The 14787-nt window shown below is 73.4% G+C and carries 14 protein-coding genes; 7 read left to right on the top strand and 7 right to left on the bottom strand.

Annotated elements, in window-relative coordinates; translation table 11 throughout:
* Nucleotides 1–62: 62 nt before the first annotated feature.
* Nucleotides 63–656, bottom strand: a complete 594-nt coding sequence (locus ACIBEA_RS13505) for a TetR/AcrR family transcriptional regulator (RefSeq protein ID WP_399260260.1) — start codon at nt 654–656, stop codon at nt 63–65.
* 177 nt (nt 657–833) lie between these two features.
* Here ACIBEA_RS13505 and ACIBEA_RS13500 point away from each other — a divergent pair, with 177 nt between their 5' ends.
* Entirely contained in the window at nt 834–2435 is a 1602-nt protein-coding gene (locus tag ACIBEA_RS13500) for an FMN-binding glutamate synthase family protein (protein ID WP_399260258.1), read from the top strand.
* 44 nt (nt 2436–2479) lie between these two features.
* Here the strand turns inward: ACIBEA_RS13500 and ACIBEA_RS13495 are convergent, their stop codons facing one another.
* Nucleotides 2480–3643, bottom strand: a complete 1164-nt coding sequence (locus ACIBEA_RS13495) for an alpha/beta hydrolase (RefSeq protein WP_399260256.1) — start codon at nt 3641–3643, stop codon at nt 2480–2482.
* 231 nt (nt 3644–3874) lie between these two features.
* On the opposite strand from ACIBEA_RS13495, the gene ACIBEA_RS13490 reads away from it, so the two are divergent.
* The 3 genes from ACIBEA_RS13490 to ACIBEA_RS13480 all read left to right on the top strand — a co-directional run bounded on the left by ACIBEA_RS13490 (nt 3875) and on the right by ACIBEA_RS13480 (nt 6702).
* On the top strand, nt 3875–4699 hold the full coding sequence (locus tag ACIBEA_RS13490; RefSeq protein WP_399260254.1) for an inositol monophosphatase family protein: 825 nt from the start codon (nt 3875–3877) through the stop codon (nt 4697–4699).
* A gap of 66 nt (nt 4700–4765) precedes the next feature.
* A complete protein-coding gene (locus ACIBEA_RS13485) occupies nt 4766–6187 on the top strand; it encodes a phytoene desaturase family protein (RefSeq protein WP_399260815.1) in 1422 nt (473 codons plus the stop codon).
* Nucleotides 6187–6702, top strand: coding sequence for an O-acetyl-ADP-ribose deacetylase (locus tag ACIBEA_RS13480; protein ID WP_399260252.1), 516 nt, complete (start codon nt 6187–6189; stop codon nt 6700–6702). The genes ACIBEA_RS13485 and ACIBEA_RS13480 overlap by 1 nt, the downstream gene beginning before the upstream one ends.
* Nucleotides 6703–6889: 187 nt before the next feature.
* On the opposite strand, the gene ACIBEA_RS13475 is transcribed toward ACIBEA_RS13480, so the two are convergent.
* Complete coding sequence (locus tag ACIBEA_RS13475; RefSeq protein WP_399260250.1) at nt 6890–8038, bottom strand: glycerate kinase; 1149 nt, start codon at nt 8036–8038, stop codon at nt 6890–6892.
* Nucleotides 8039–8181: 143 nt separating this feature from the next.
* Here ACIBEA_RS13475 and ACIBEA_RS13470 point away from each other — a divergent pair, with 143 nt between their 5' ends.
* The 3 genes from ACIBEA_RS13470 to ACIBEA_RS13460 all read left to right on the top strand — a co-directional run bounded on the left by ACIBEA_RS13470 (nt 8182) and on the right by ACIBEA_RS13460 (nt 10936).
* Nucleotides 8182–9900, top strand: a complete 1719-nt coding sequence (locus ACIBEA_RS13470; RefSeq protein ID WP_399260248.1) for a BCCT family transporter — start codon at nt 8182–8184, stop codon at nt 9898–9900.
* A gap of 44 nt (nt 9901–9944) precedes the next feature.
* Nucleotides 9945–10439, top strand: coding sequence for an NUDIX domain-containing protein (locus ACIBEA_RS13465; protein ID WP_399260246.1), 495 nt, complete (start codon nt 9945–9947; stop codon nt 10437–10439).
* Between the two features lie 68 nt (nt 10440–10507).
* Nucleotides 10508–10936: a hypothetical protein gene (locus ACIBEA_RS13460; protein WP_354383135.1), complete on the top strand. Its 429-nt coding sequence runs from the start codon at nt 10508–10510 to the stop codon at nt 10934–10936.
* Nucleotides 10937–10974: 38 nt separating this feature from the next.
* Here ACIBEA_RS13460 and ACIBEA_RS13455 read toward each other — a convergent pair whose 3' ends face one another.
* From ACIBEA_RS13455 to ACIBEA_RS13440, 4 genes are all read right to left on the bottom strand, one after another.
* Complete coding sequence (locus ACIBEA_RS13455; protein WP_399260244.1) at nt 10975–11511, bottom strand: methylated-DNA--[protein]-cysteine S-methyltransferase; 537 nt, start codon at nt 11509–11511, stop codon at nt 10975–10977.
* 54 nt (nt 11512–11565) lie between these two features.
* The gene (locus ACIBEA_RS13450) at nt 11566–13053 is read right to left on the bottom strand and encodes an AlkA N-terminal domain-containing protein (RefSeq protein WP_399260242.1); all 1488 of its coding nucleotides are present in this window, start codon (nt 13051–13053) and stop codon (nt 11566–11568) included.
* Between the two features lie 194 nt (nt 13054–13247).
* Entirely contained in the window at nt 13248–14141 is an 894-nt protein-coding gene (gene pssA, locus ACIBEA_RS13445) for a CDP-diacylglycerol--serine O-phosphatidyltransferase (protein ID WP_399260239.1), read from the bottom strand.
* Complete coding sequence (locus ACIBEA_RS13440) at nt 14128–14784, bottom strand: phosphatidylserine decarboxylase (RefSeq protein ID WP_330333490.1); 657 nt, start codon at nt 14782–14784, stop codon at nt 14128–14130. The genes pssA and ACIBEA_RS13440 overlap by 14 nt, the downstream gene beginning before the upstream one ends.
* Nucleotides 14785–14787: the final 3 nt, after the last annotated feature.

Raw genomic sequence — 14787 nt, 5'->3', positions numbered from 1 at the left:
CGAGTGGGTCGGCCGCCCCTCGGTGGCTGAGGTGCCAGGTGCCAGGTGCCAGGCGCCGGGTGTCAGGCGGTCGGGTCCAGGAGGGCGAGGGCCTGCTCGGCCGCGTCCCGGACGCGCGCCGGGTCCTCGGTCGCCTTGCCGACGACCCGGATCCCCTGCATCAGGACCAGGAGGAGCCTGGCCAGGGTGCGGGGGTCGCGGTCCGGCGGGAGTTCGCCCTGTTCCCGGGCCCGGGAGAGGGCCGCGTGGAGCAGTGTTTCGAGGCGGTCCCAGCCGCTCTCGACCCGACGGGCGGCCTTCGGGTCGTGCGGGGCGAGTTCGGTGGCGGTGTTGGTGAGGAAGCAGCCGGTCAGCCGGAACTCCGGGGAGCCCGCCTCGGCCGCGAAGCGGCGTACGACGCCCCGCACCGCCGGCAGGGCGGGGCCCGGGCGGGAGAGTTCGGCGAGCAGCCCGGGGAGGGTCGACTCGGAGTAGCGCTCCAGGGCCTTGAGGTACAGGTCGTGCTTGGTGCCAAAGGTCGCGTAGAGGCTGGCCCGGCCGATCCCGAGGTGTTCGACCAGATCGGCCACCGAGGTGGCTTCGTAACCGCGGCGCCAGAACAGCTCCAGGGCTGACTGCAGCGCGGCGTCCGGATCGAATTCCTTGGTCCTGGCCATGGACAAGATCATAGGCGGCTCTGGAACGGTCGGTCAAGAATGCGTGTGTGCCCGCTCACGCATAGGAGTCGGTTATGGGTGCATAGCAAGGCAATGACTACGAGGAAGGGACGAAGCGTCGGATCCTGATGGTCGCCGCACGAGTGGCGGACGCCGCGACCGAATGAAGAACTCCCCATGAAGCTCCAACGACTCGCCCGATACTCCGCCCTCGCCGCGGCCACCGCCGTCGCCGTACCCAGTACGGCGCTGTCCTGTTCCCGTTCGCCGCGGTGGTGGGCGCTGGCGGCGCCGACGTTGGGTCTCACCGCGCTCGGGGCGTACGACGTCCTCCAGCACCGGCACGCGATCCTGCGCAACTACCCCCTGCTGGGGCACGCCCGCTACCTGCTGGAGCGGGTGCGACCGGAGGTCCAGCAGTACTTCGTGGAGCGGAACTTCGACGGCCGCCCCTACGACCGGGTCGTCCGCAGCGCGGTCTACCAACGGGCCAAGGGCGGCGGGGCGAAGCTGGCCTTCGGCACCGAGCGGGACGTCTACGCCGAGGGGCACGAGTTCCTGGTCCCGTCGCTGGCTCCGCGCCCCGTGCCCGACCGGCCGCCCGTCGTCCGGGTCGGGGGCCCGGACTGCACCCGGCCGTACGACATGTCGCTGCTCAACGTCTCCGCGATGAGCTTCGGCTCCCTCTCCGCGAACGCCGTCCTCGCGCTCAACAAGGGGGCGCGGCTGGGCGGGTTCGCCCACGACACCGGAGAAGGCGGTCTCTCGGAGTACCACCTGCGCCACGGGGGCGACCTGATCTGGCAGATCGGTACGGGCTACTTCGGCTGCCGTGGGCCGGAGGGGGACTTCGACCCCGCGGCCTTCGCGGCGAAGGCCCTCCATCCGAACGTCAAGTGCGTACTGCTGAAGCTGTCCCAGGGGGCCAAGCCCGGTATGGGGGGCGTCTTGCCGGGCGCGAAGGTCAACGCGGAGATCGCCCGCGTCCGCGGCGTTCCGCAGGGGGAGACCGTCACCTCTCCCGCGTACCACCGGGCCTTCTCCACGCCCCGCGAGTTGGTCCGCTTCCTCGCCTTCCTGCGCCGGTTGGCGGGTGGCAAGCCCGTCGGCATCAAGCTCTGCGTGGGGGAGCGGACCGATGTCCTGGCCCTGTGCAAGGCGATGCTGGAGGAGGGCGTGAGCCCGGACCTCATCGTCGTCGACGGAGCCGAGGGCGGCACCGGCGCCGCGCCCCTGGAATTCGCCGACCACGTCGGCATGCCGCTCACCGAAGGGCTGATGACCGTGCACAACGCGCTCGTCGGAGCGGGCCTGCGCGACCGGATCCGCATCGGCGCCAGCGGCAAGGTCGCCACCGGGGCCGACGTCGTCACCCGGCTCGCGCAGGGCGCCGACTTCACCAACGCGGCCCGCACCATGATGTTCGCCCTCGGATGCATCCAGGCGCAGGCGTGCCACACCAATGCCTGCCCCGTCGGCGTCGCCACCCAGGACCCCTATCGGGCCCGCGCGCTGGACGTGGCCGACAAGGCCGAACGGGTGCGCCGTTACCAAGCGGCGACCGTCACCAGCGCCCAGCAGATCATGGCGGCCATGGGTCTCGACGACCCCGCTCGCTTGAGCCCCCGGATGGTGCGGCGGCGCACCGGGAACGGCGGTGGGATCCACTCCTACGCCGAGCTCCACGCGTGGTTGGAGGAGGGGCAGTTGCTGGGGGACGCGCCGGCCGCGTGGCGGGCGGACTGGGAGGCGGCCGATCCCGATCGCTTCGCCGCCTGAAGCCCGGGGCGCCCCGACCGGGCGCCCCCACCGGGCCCCGCCGGTCACGGGGCCGGCGGACCCCAGCCGTTCGGGCAGGTGGTCGGTGCGGCGGGCCCGTAGGCGTACGACAGGAAGTCCTGGAGCTCCGGGCCCCAGAACGGCCAGGCGTGCTCGCCCGCGCCCCGGCAGTAGCGGTGGGTCACCGAGCGGTCGGCGAGGTCCTGGTGCAGGGCCGCGTTCCAGGCCCCGATCTCCACCTCGCCCGCGCCGTCGGCGCCGCCCGCGTACAGGGCCATCCTGCCGCTGTAGGCGCCGTACCTGCCGTCCAGCGCCAGGTTCGCCGGGTTCTGGCCGGGCCAGGTGTCCGGCGCGCCGAAGACCGTGGCCATCCGGTACGGGGTGTCGCCGGTGACCCGGTACTTCCCGTCGAGGAGCCCGGTCCACTGGATCGAGGCCCCCACCGTCCAGGTGGATCGTGCGATCAAGTCCTGCGCGGCCGAGGGATAGATGTCCGTGCCACCCGAGAACGCGCCCACAGCGGAGAAGAGTTCCGGGTAGCGGCCGGCGTAGCGCAGGGCTCCGTAGCCGCCCATCGACGCGCCCGCCACGGCGCGGCCCGACGCCGACCTGACCGTGTTGAAGTTCGCGTCGATCCACGGCAGCAACTGCTTGACGTGGAAGGTCTCCCACTGCGGTGCGAAGAAGCCGTCCGTGTGCCCGGGCCAGTCGCTGTACCAGCCCGCCTGACCCGCCTCCGGCATCACCACGATGCCCTGGAACGCCGAACCCCGCACCGCTGCCGCGATGTTGCCCTGGTCGGTCTTCGACCACTGCTCGACGTCCCCGGTGCCGCCGTGCAGGAGGTACAGCACGGGGTACGGGTGCGCCGGGTCCCGCCGATAGCCCTCGGGCAGCAGGATCCGTACCCGCACCGGCACCCGGCCCGCGGTCGGCGGGCCGCCGTGCGCGGCGAAGAGGGCGGGCGTGGTGAAGGACGCTTCGCCCATCCGCTCGCTCTGGCCGGTGGCGACGGACCAGCTCCGCAAGGTCAACCCCGAGGCGTTGGGCGCGGGCAGCGAGGGGAGCGCGGTGCCGGCCGCGGCCGGCGCGGGCGCGGGCGCCGCCACGAACGCCAGGGCCAGGGCCGCGGCGCAGGCGAGCAGCGCCGCTCCCCGACGGGTACGGCGTGGTGACGACGGGCCGGCCGATCCGCGCGATCCGCGCATGGAGATCCCCCTGGTCGGTGTACGGGCTGCTGCGGCGCCCCGGCGGGAGGCCGGTGACGTCCCGGCGCCGGTATAGCACGCACCCACCCACCCCACCAGGCGGTACGCGACCCTCCGGTCACCCCGGGGTCACCGGCCCGGCCGGTCCACCGGACCCCGTTTACCCGCGGTCCACCCGCGGGCCCGCCTTTGTCAGTGGGGATTGTCGGTCCGGCGTGGTCTGATGGAGGCATGATCGAAGAGTTTCTGGCCCGTGACCTGTCCGATGTCGAGGAAGCCGTCCGCAAGGCCGCCGCGGTCGAGATCATGCCGAGGTTCCGGCAGCTCGCCGACCACGAGGTCGACCAGAAGACCGGTCCGCACGACCTGGTGACGGTCGCAGACCGGCGCGCCGAGGAGCACCTGAGCGACTCCCTGACCCGGCTGCTCCCGGGCTCGGTGGTGGTCGGCGAGGAGGCCGTGCACGCGGACCCCGCCGTCTACGGGGCGCTGCGCGGCGAGGCCCCCGTGTGGATCGTGGACCCGGTCGACGGGACCCGGCAGTTCGTGGCGGGGGACCCAGGCTTCTGCACGCTGGTGGCGCTGGCCGTACGCGGTGAGATCCTCGCGTCCTGGACCTTCGCGCCGGCCCTGGAGGAGATCGCCACCGCGGTGCGCGGCGGCGGATCCTTCGTCAACGGCGAGGCCATACGCAGCGGTTCCCCCGAACCCGGCGCCGAGCTGCGGGTCGCCATGGCCCACCCGCTCTACACGAGCGAGGAGGACAAGCGCACCCTCGGGCGCCTCGACGTACCGGGGGTGGCCGCGCGCCCCTGCGGCTCGGCGGGCCTGGAGTACCTGAAGGTGGCCCGCGGCGAGATGGACGGCCTGGCCTTCACCTGGCCCTCGGCCTGGGACCACGCGGCCGGACTCCTGCTGGTCGCCGAGGCGGGCGGAGCGCAGAGCACCGTCGCGGGCGAGCCGTACCGGGTGGACCGGGACAACGCACTGCCCTTCGCGGTCGGCCGGGACGAGGCGACGGCGCTGCGGATCCGCGACCTGCTGCGCGGCGCGTAGCACCGCGCCCGCGGAATATCCTGGGGCACCTGGGGCAGTGCCGCCACCGGACGGAGGAGTCGCATGGTGTCGTCGATTCTCGATGCGGTCGTCGTGGGAGCGGGTCCCAACGGGCTCACGGCCGCCGTCGAACTGGCCCGGCGCGGCTTCTCCGTGGCCGTGTTCGAGGCCGCCGACACGGTCGGCGGCGGGGCCAGGACCGAGGAGCTGACCCTCCCCGGCTTCCGGCACGACCCCTGCTCCGCGGTCCACCCGCTGGGCGCGGGCTCGCCCGTGTTCGCGACCATGCCGCTCGCGCGGTACGGGCTGGAGTGGCTGCACGCCCCGCTGCCGATGGCGCATCCCTTCGACGACGGCAGCGCCGCCGTGCTCTCGCGGTCGGTCGCCGAGACCGCCGCGTCCTTCGGCCCCCGGGACGCGGGCGCCTACCGCCGCCTGGTCGCGCCCTACCTCGGCCGATGGGACACCCTGGCCCGGGACTTCATGTCCCTGCCGTCCACCGCGCTGCCCGTCGACCCGCTCACCCTGGCCCGCTTCGGGCTCGCCGGGCTGCCCCCGTCCACCTGGCTGATGCGGCGCTTCCGGGACGACCGGGCGCGCGCCCTGTTCGCCGGACTCGTCGCCCACGTCATCGCGCCGCTCGGCGGGATCGCGACCGGCGCGGTCGGGCTGGTCTTCGCCCTCGCCGCGCACGCGGGCGGTTGGCCGATGCCGCGCGGCGGCTCCCAGTCCATCGCGGACGCGCTCACCGCCTACCTGCGCGACCTCGGCGGCGCCGTCCACACCGGCTTCGAGGTCAAGCGGCTGGACGACCTGCCGCCGGCCCGGGCCTACGTCTTCGACACCTCGCCGACCGCGCTGGCCCGGATCGCCCGGCTGGGCCGCGCCTACGACGGCTACCGCTACGGCGCCGGGGTGTTCAAGCTCGACTACGCGCTGGACGGGCCCGTCCCGTGGACCGCGTCGGCGGCGCGCCGGGCCGGCACCGTCCAGGTCGGCCCGCGCACCCGCGACATCGACGCCGCCCTGCAACTGACCGCCGCCGGCAGGGCCCCCCGCACCCCGTTCCTCATCACCGCGCAACCCAGCCTCGTCGATCCGAGCCGGGCGCCCGAGGGCAAGCACGTCTTCTGGGCCTACGGGCACGTGCCCGCGGGCTGGGACGGCGACCTCACCGACGCCGTCGAACGCCAACTGGAGCGTTTCGCCCCGGGCTTCCGCGACCTGGTCCTCGCCCGCGCCACCGCGGGCCCGGCGCAGCTCGCCGCCCGCAATCCGAACTACGTGGGTGGGGACATCGCCTGCGGCGCCGCCTCCGGCCTCCAACTGCTGCTGCGCCCGAAGCTCACCCTGTCCCCGTACACCACGGCCCACCCGGCCGTCTTCCTGTGCTCCTCCGCGACTCCGCCCGGGCCGGGCGTGCACGGCATGTCGGGCCACAACGCGGCGAAGGCGGTCTGGCGCCACCTGCGAAAGGGCTCCTCCTGATGGTCCGCATCATCCTGGTCCAGGGCGACATCACGGCCGAACGCGTGGACGCCGTGGTCAACGCGGCGAACTCCTCCCTGCTCGGCGGGGGCGGGGTGGACGGCGCCATCCACCGGCGCGGCGGTCCGCAGATCCTGGAAGCCTGCCGCGCCCTGCGCGCCTCCCACTACGGCAAGGGCCTCGCGACGGGCCGCGCGGTCGCGACCACGGCGGGGCTGCTGCCGGCCGAGCACGTGATCCACACGGTCGGGCCGGTCCACTCCCGGGAGGAGGACCGGTCCGCGCTGCTGGCCTCCTGCTACCGGGAGTCCCTGCGGGTGGCGGCCGAGCTGGGGGCCCGTACGGTCGCCTTCCCGGCCATCTCCACCGGTGTCTACGGCTGGCCGATGGACGATGGTGCGCGGATCGCGCTCGCGACGGTCCGCTCCGCGGCGGGGGGCTCGGTGGAGGAGGTCCGCTTCGTCCTCTTCGACGCGCAGGCGTACGCCGCCTTCGAGGCCGCGTCGGCCGCGTAGCCCGGTGCCTCCGGCGGGGCCTGAGGGTTGTGCCCTTCAAGCCTGCCCGGCGTTCGAGGGCGTGCCTGTGGCGGGTGCGGGGCCCCGGTGTGCCTCCGGCGGCGCCTCAAACGCCGGCGGGGCTCAAACGGTGGTCTTGGCGGGGCCCCCGCTTCCCGTAGGGAGCGGGGGCCCGGGTGGGTCGGGGTCAGAGCACGTCGGCGGCGATGTTCGCCGCCACCCGCTCCAGCAGCGGACCGGCGTTGGCGATGCACTTCGCCGTGTCCGGCTCGATCTCCGTCAGCGGGTACGCGCGCCGGATCCCGGCGGCCCGCAGGGCCTCCTCGGTCAGCGCGAGCCGCCCGCACACCGCGACGACGTCCTTGCCCGCCGCGCGCGCGGCTGCCGCCACGCCCGCCGGGGCCTTGCCATGCAGCGTCTGCTCGTCGAGGGAGCCCTCACCGGTGATCACCAGCGTGGCCCGCTCCAGGGCCGGGGCGAAGCCCAGCACCTCCAGCATCAGCTCGATGCCGGGCCGGAAGGTGGCGCCCAGCAGCAGCGCGCCGTAGCCGATGCCGCCCGCACCACCCGCACCCGGAGCCAGCGCGCACTCGGCCGCCTTCGGGCCGATCGCCTTCTCCAGCACCACCGCGAAGTGCGCCAGCGCGGCGTCCAGCGTCGCCACGTCCTCGGGGCTCGCGCCCTTCTGCGGACCGTAGACCGCGGGAGCGCCCTTCGGGCCGGTCAGCGGGTTGTCCACGTCGCTGGCGAGCACGAACTCCACCTCGGCGAAGCGCGGGTCGATCCCGGACAGGTCGGCCGAGGCCAGGGAGGCCAGGCCGCCACCGCCCGGACCGACCGGTTCACCGTTCGCATCCAGGAACACGGCGCCCAGCGCGGACAGCATGCCCGCGCCGCCGTCGGTGGTGGCGCTGCCGCCCACACCGAAGACGATCGAGCGCGCGCCCGCGTCGAGGGCCGCCCTCAGTACCTCGCCCGAGCCGTAGGTGGTCGAGGTCAGCGGGGCGAAGACGCCCGCCGGCAGCAGCTGGAGGCCGGAGGCCTCCGCCATCTCGACCACGGCGGTGCCCTCGCGCAGCGCGAAAGCGGCCGTGACCTGGTCACCGAGCGGTCCGGTGACCCGTACCTCCCGGCGCTCGAACCCGGCCGCCACCGCGGCCGCGACCGTGCCGTCGCCGCCGTCCGCGACGGGGAGGGTCTCGATCTCCACGCCCGGTACGGCCTCGCGGAGGCCCGCCGTCACCCGCTCGGCGACCTGCACGGCCGTGAGCGAACCCTTGAATTTGTCCGCGGCGATGAGCACGCGCGCGGTCTCAGTTACTGCTCCGTCCGTCACCTTGTTGATCCCTTGCTATCGAACAGTGCAGTCGCGCCGCCCTGAGCCTATCCGGAGGATTCTCCAATGCCCATGGGTGGCCTGGGACACACCCGGCGCGCCATGGTCATTAATGCCGACATTCCCGCGCATAGTGGGGCCACATGAGTGCGGATTCACTGGAACAGCCACGCCCGGACACCCCGGAGGGCGCACCCGGAACCCCCGGGGACGACTCGCCCGACCTCGCGGTCGTCGTCATCGGGGTGATCGCCGTGCTGGCCGTGGTCGCCTGGGCGGCGCTCGGCAAGCACTCCTTCGACTCCGCGTCGAGCACCGCGCTGGCCTGGGTGCTGAACAACTTCGCCTGGCTGTTCGTGATCGCCGCCGACGTCTTCCTGGTCATGTGCGTCGTCCTCGCGATCAGCCGCTTCGGCCGGATCCGCCTCGGCGCCGACGACTCCGAACCCGAGTTCACCAACCTCGCGTGGATCGCGATGATGTTCAGCGCGGGCATGGGCATCGGCCTGATGTTCTTCGGGGTCGGCGAACCGCTGACCCACTTCCTGACCCCGCCCCCCGCCAGCGGTGCGGCCCCCGGCACCGGCAACGCCGCCCGCGCGGCCCTGGAGTACTCCTTCTTCCACTGGACCCTGACCCCCTGGGCCATCTACGGCATCGCCGGCCTCGCCCTCGCCTACGCGACCTTCCGCAAGGGCCGCGGCAACCGCCTCAGCTCCGCCTTCGTCCCGCTCATGGGGCGGGAGCGCGCCGACGGCTGGCCGGGCCGCGCCATCGACCTGCTCGCCGTCTTCGCGACCGTCTTCGGCACCGCGACCAGCCTCGGCCTCGGCGCGCTCCAGGTCGCCAAGGGCCTCAACATCACCACCGGCGTCGAGGACTCGACCACCCTCGAACTGATCATCATCGGTTCGCTGTCCGCCGCCTTCGTGCTCTCGGCCTTCTCCGGCCTGCACAAGGGGGTGAAGTGGCTCAGCACCATCAACATCGTGCTGGCCGCCGTCCTGATGCTCTTCGTCTTCCTGCTCGGCCCGACCGTCTACATCCTCGACGTGATCCCCGCCAGCGTCGGCAGCTACCTGCACCAGCTCCTCCCGATGGCCAGCCGCACCGGCGCCTTCACCGACAGCACCTGGCTCGGCGCGTGGACGATCTTCTACTGGGCCTGGTGGCTCTCCTGGGCGCCCTTCGTGGGCACCTTCATCGCGCGGATCTCGCGCGGCCGCACCATCCGCGAGTTCCTGGTCGGGGTGCTGCTGGTGCCCAGCGGGGCGACCGTCATCTGGTTCTGCGTGATGGGCGGCACCGCGATCCGGCTGGAGTCCACCGGCGCCGTCGACTTCGCCGCGAAGATCAAGGACGGCACCGAGGCCTCCCTCTTCGCGATGCTCGACGCCCTGCCGCTGGGCACGGTCACCTCCTACGTCGCCATGGCCCTGGTGATGACCTACTTCGTCACCAGCGCCGACTCCGCCTCCCTCGTCATGGGCTCGCTCACCAGCCGCGGCTCGCTCCACCCGCCCACCTGGCTCGTGGTGACCTGGGGCGTGCTGATGGCGGCCGTCGCCGCGGTGCTGCTCGTCGCCGGGGGGCTGAAGTCCCTCCAGACCGCCACCATCCTCGTCGCCCTGCCCTTCGTCCTGGTGATGCTCCTGGTGTGCTGGGCACTGGTGAAGGAGCTACGGGCGGACCCCGGCGCCGGTCCCGCCCGCAACCATCCCCTGCACGGGGTGCGCGACGCCGTACGGGCCATGGTCGGCGACGCCCTCACCGAGCAGGGCCCGGCCCGCCACCCCCGGCTGCGGCGCGTGGCGGAGTCCTCCCGCTCCCGGGACCGCGAGGACGGCGACGGCACGGCCTGAGCGGGAGCGGCGACCGGCCCCGCGCGGCTCGGTAGGCTGGCGCCGTGACCACCACGGATGACTACGCCACCTACATCGCGAGCCTGCCCCGCGTGCTGGCCGGTGCGGCCGCGCTCTACCGGGACACCGCGGGCCGGGTCCTGCTCGTCGAGCCCAACTACCGCGAGGGCTGGGCGCTGCCCGGCGGGACCGTCGAGTCGGACCGGGGCGAGTCCCCGCGCGGCGCGGCCCGACGCGAGAGCGCCGAGGAGATCGGCCTCGACCTCCCGCTCGGCCGGCTGCTCGCGGTGGACTGGACGCTGGGGCCGGCCCGCCCGCCGCTCGTGGCCTACCTCTTCGACGGCGGCGTGCTGGACGTGGACCAGCTGGCCGCCATCACGCTCCAGGAGGAGGAGCTGATCTCCTGGCGGCTGGTCGAGCCCGCCGAGCTCACCGACTACCTGCCCGGCGCGCTGGGGTTGCGCACCGCGGAGGCCTACCGGGTCCTGGGATCGGGCGAGGGCGCGGCGGAGCTGGAGAACGGCCGCCGACCGCGGTGAAGGGGCCCGGAGAGCCCAGAGGGTGACCCATCACACGGCGCCTACACGGGACGGGTCACAATGACCCGATGATCACGATGTACGCCTGGCCCAGCACCGCCGATGGGCCTGACGCCCTGCCCATGGTCCACTTCACCACCGAGGAGCAGGCCGGCGCCGACGTCACGCCCGACGGCGTGCCCGTCTGGCTGTTCGACACCGCGATACGCGACGGCGGCTGGGCCCACTTCACCGACTACGACGGCTGGGCGGCCCCCGCCGAGGGCTGGACCGCGGCCTACCGCCGGGAGGACGACGTCCTCTTCGTCAGCGGCCCCGGCGCCTGCGAGGGCTGGTACCAGGGCAACCTCGGCGCCCCCGCCGAGTGGGTGGAGGCCGCCGCGTCCCAGCAGAGCCTGGTGCTGCTCGCCGCCCCCGTGCCGCACCCCTCGCTGTACGGGTACGCGGTCGAGGCCGGCGCCGCCTTCGCCCTCCTGGTCCCCCTGATGGTGCTCTAGGACGTACTGCGCGCCACGCCCCACCGCTCGGTCGCCGGTCAGAACAGGCCGTCGGTCGGCGTCGCCGTGCCCGCGCGGCCGGACTCGAACTCCAGCAGCCGCACCTTGCGCTCGACCCCGCCGCCGTAGCCGGTCATGCTCCCCGAGGCCCCGATCACCCGGTGGCAGGGGACGATGATGCCGATCGGGTTCTTCCCGTTGGCCAGGCCCACCGCGCGCGAGGCGTTCGGCTTGCCCAGCTTGGCCGCCAGTTCTCCGTACGACCAGGTCTCGCCGTAGGGGATGCGCGTCAGCTGGTCCCAGACGCCGCGCTGGAAGTCGGTGCCCTCCAGCCGCAGGGGGAGGTCGAAATCGGTGCGCTCCCCGGCGAAGTAGGCGGTCAGCTGCGCCGCGACGGCGGGGAAGGGCTCCTCGGTGGCCGCCACCCGCACCCCGAAGGACTCCTCCGGCGGCCGGTGCCGCTGGCCGGTCATGTAGAGGCCGCTGAGCGTGCCGCCGGTGGCGACCAGGGTGAGCGGCCCGTAGGGGCTGTCGACGACGGTGTGCTGCCTGCTGGTGGTGTCGGCGGTGTCCATGAGTCGGGATCTCCTCGTGCGGGGTGGGCGTGGTCGTGGAAGGCGGTGTCCGGGTCAGCCCGGCAGGTGGTTGATGGGGTGGTCGTCCGTCGCCCACAGGTACTGGACGGCGTACGCCCGCCAGGGCCGCCAGCCCGCCGCCCGGGCGGTCAGCGCGGCCGGGGTGGACGGCAGGCCGAGCCCCTGCGCGGCCCGCCGCACCCCCAGGTCGGAGGGCAGGAAGGCGTCCGGGTCGCCCAGCGCCCGCATCGCGATCACCTCGGTGGTCCAGGGCCCGAAACCGGGCAGCGCGCCGAGCTGCGCCCGCGCGGCCTCCCAGTCGCTGCCCAGGCCGAGCGGCAGCGACCCGTCGGCCAGGGCGCCGACCAAGGTGGTCAGGGTCGTGCGCCTGCTGCGCGGCAGGGCGAGGGTCTCGGGGTCCAGCGAGGCCAGCGCCTCGGGGGACGGGAAGAGGTGGGTCAGCCCGCCCGCCGGGTCGGGGTCGGTGACCGGCTCCCCGTACGCCGTCACCAGGCGGGCCGCGTGGGTGCGCGCGGCCGCCGTCGACACCTGCTGCCCGAGCACCGCCCGTACGGCGAACTCCGCCGCGTCGACGGTACGGGGCACCCGGCGCCCGGGGGCCTTGTCCACCAGCGGGGCGAGCAGCGGATCCTGGCGCAGCTGGTCGTCCACGGCCTCCGGATCGGCGTCCAGGTCGAGCATCCAGCGGCAGCGGCTGATCGCGATCGTCAGGTCCCGCAGGTCGGTCAGGGACAGCTGGCAGGCGATGTGGTCGGGCCGTGGGCTCAGGGCCACCACCCCGGTGCCGTGGGGCAGCCGCAGGGTCCGCCGGAAGGCCCCGTCGCGCCACTCCTCCACCCCGGGGACGGCGGTCGCCACCAGGTGCCCGAAGAGGTTGTCGGGGGTGAGCGGGGCGCGGAAGGGCAGCCGCAGCGACAGCGAGCCGGGGACGCGGGGCTCCGCGGCGCCGCGGTGGGCCGCACGCGCCTTCTGGCGCAGTTCGCCCGGGGCGAGGGCGAAGACCTCGCGCACGGTGTCGTTGAAGGTTCGGATGGAGGAGAAGCCGGCGGCGAAGGCGATGTCGCCCATCGGCAGCTCGGAGGTCTCCACCAGCAGCCGCGCGGTCTGCGCGCGCTGGGCCCGGGCCAGGGCCAGCGGACCGGCCCCCAGCTCGGCGTTGAGCTGGCGCTCCACCTGCCGCGTCGAATAGCCGAGGCGGGCGGCGAGCCCGGGGACGCCCTCGCGGTCGACCACCCCGTCCTGGATGAGCCGCATGGCCCGGGCGACGGCGTCGGCGCGGGCGTTCCACTCGGGGGAGCCGGGGCTGGTGTCGGGGCGGCAGCGCTTGCAGGCCCGGTAGCCGGCCTGCTGGCAGGCGGCGGCACTGGGCAGGAAGGTCATGTTCGCCACCTTGGGCGGCACCGCCGGGCAGCTCGGGCGGCAGTAGATCCCGGTCGTCCTGACGGCGGTGAAGAACCATCCGTCGAAGCGGGCGTCCTTCGATCGGACGGCCCGCACGCAGCGCTCGGTGTCGGTGTGCATGCCTCAAGGATCGGACATTCCGGAGGGCCGGGCTGGCGGTTTTCCGACATGGACCTTCACGGACCTCGGGCCGGTCCCGGGCCGATACCAGGCCGGCCAGGGGCTGCGCGACGTGCCACGCGAAGGGGCCCCGGTCACCGTATCGGTGTCCGGGGCCCCTCGTCTGCGTCTACGTCTGCTGAGCGTGCCGCCCGCTAGGGCAGCTGGCCCGCCCGTGCCTCGCGCCGGTTGTGGCGGAAGGTGTTGGCCCGCCGCGTGGTCGCGAAGAGCGGGATGGTCGCCGCGAGGGCGATCTGGAGCGCGCAGCCCGTCTGGAGCAGCAGCTGACCACCCGGGGCGTCGAACGCCCAGGCCGCCAGCAGCCCCATCGCACCGACGATCCAGCTGAGCATCGCCACCGCGAGGACGCCCCGCGGCTTGGGGTACTCGACCCGGCTCACCATCAGCCAGGCCACGCCGATGATCGCCATCGTGGTCGGGACGAAGGGCAGCTCCAGCAGCACGATCGAGACGACCGTGAGCGCGCCGAAGGGGCTCGGCATGCCCTGGAACATGCCGTCCTTCATCGTCACGCAGCTGAATCTGGCGAGTCTGAGCACGACGGCGAGCAGCACCACGATCGCGGCCATGGCCGACACCTTCTGATGCGCGTCGTCGGCGACCATGCCGTAGACGAGCACGAAGTACGCGGGGGCCAGTCCGAAGCTGATCAGGTCGGACAGGTTGTCCAGCTCCGCGCCCATGGGCGAGCTGCGCAGCTTTCGGGCCACCAGGCCGTCGCACAGGTCGAAGACCGCGGCGAGCAGCATCAGTATCACGGCGGTCGCGGCGCTGTGACGCGCCATGCCCGACTCGTCACTGCCGGTGAGGTGCGGAATGAGGATTCCGGTGGTGGTGAAGTACACCGCCATGAATCCACAGGTCGCGTTGCCGAGGGTGAGGGTGTCGGCTATCGACAGCCGCAGCGAGAGGGGCATCTCCTCGCCGTCGGTCTCCTCCTCGGCTTCGGGCACCCAGTCGGACCGGCCGGGGCCGGTCGTCGTGTGGTCCGCCCGGCTGGCCGGTGATTCGGGATCAGTCACGGTCAATTCGAGTCACCCCCGCGGTGGTGGCCTGCCCGACCTCGACCGCGACCTCGACACCCTCGGGAAGGTAGATGTCGACGCGCGATCCGAAGCGGATCAGACCGATGCGCTCGCCCTGCTCGACCTTCGTGCCGGCCGGCAGGTAGGGAACGATGCGACGGGCGACCGCTCCCGCGATCTGCACCATCTCGATGTCGCCGAGCTCGGTGTCGAAGTGCCAGACGACGCGCTCGTTGTTCTCGCTCTCCTTGTTGAACGCCGGAACGAATCCGCCGGGGATGTGCTCCACGGACGTCACCGTGCCCGCGAGGGGCGCGCGGTTGACGTGGACGTTCAACGGGCTCATGAAGATCGCGACCCGGGTGCGCCCGTCCTTCCACGGCATGATGCTCTGCACCACTCCGTCGGCGGGCGAGATGACGCGGCCCTGGGCGATCTCTCGCTCGGGGTCGCGGAAGAACCACAGCATGCCCGCCGCCAGCGCAGTGGTGGGCACGGCCACGGCGGCCCAGCGGCCGGACTTGCGGGCCCGGGTGAGGCTGAGCGCAGCGGTGGCGACGGTCGGCAGAAGCCACGGCGATGCTCCGCGCGCGAGGCGTCCACCGAGGAGGCCGACGCGAGGTGCAGAGGTTTGGCTGTGGGGCATGGA

The sequence above is a fragment of the Streptomyces sp. NPDC051555 genome (genome assembly GCF_044454405.1).
Taxonomy (GTDB): Bacteria; Actinomycetota; Actinomycetes; order Streptomycetales; family Streptomycetaceae; genus Streptomyces.
The sequence above is the reverse complement of the archived record's forward strand: the minus strand, read 5'-3'. Positions and strand labels throughout refer to the sequence as shown.

What these genes read in the sequence shown, in the direction of transcription:
- ACIBEA_RS13470 (WP_399260248.1), top strand. Translation starts at nt 8,182, where the DNA reads ATGAGTGCGGATTCACTGGAACAGCCACGCCCGGACACCCCGGAGGGC.
- ACIBEA_RS13455 (WP_399260244.1), bottom strand. Translation starts at nt 11,511, where the DNA reads ATGGACACCGCCGACACCACCAGCAGGCAGCACACCGTCGTCGACAGC.
- ACIBEA_RS13495 (WP_399260256.1), bottom strand. Translation starts at nt 3,643, where the DNA reads ATGCGCGGATCGCGCGGATCGGCCGGCCCGTCGTCACCACGCCGTACC.
- ACIBEA_RS13490 (WP_399260254.1), top strand. Translation starts at nt 3,875, where the DNA reads ATGATCGAAGAGTTTCTGGCCCGTGACCTGTCCGATGTCGAGGAAGCC.
- ACIBEA_RS13450 (WP_399260242.1), bottom strand. Translation starts at nt 13,053, where the DNA reads ATGCACACCGACACCGAGCGCTGCGTGCGGGCCGTCCGATCGAAGGAC.
- ACIBEA_RS13500 (WP_399260258.1), top strand. Translation starts at nt 834, where the DNA reads ATGAAGCTCCAACGACTCGCCCGATACTCCGCCCTCGCCGCGGCCACC.
- ACIBEA_RS13480 (WP_399260252.1), top strand. Translation starts at nt 6,187, where the DNA reads ATGGTCCGCATCATCCTGGTCCAGGGCGACATCACGGCCGAACGCGTG.
- ACIBEA_RS13460 (WP_354383135.1), top strand. Translation starts at nt 10,508, where the DNA reads ATGATCACGATGTACGCCTGGCCCAGCACCGCCGATGGGCCTGACGCC.
- ACIBEA_RS13440 (WP_330333490.1), bottom strand. Translation starts at nt 14,784, where the DNA reads ATGCCCCACAGCCAAACCTCTGCACCTCGCGTCGGCCTCCTCGGTGGA.
- ACIBEA_RS13505 (WP_399260260.1), bottom strand. Translation starts at nt 656, where the DNA reads ATGGCCAGGACCAAGGAATTCGATCCGGACGCCGCGCTGCAGTCAGCC.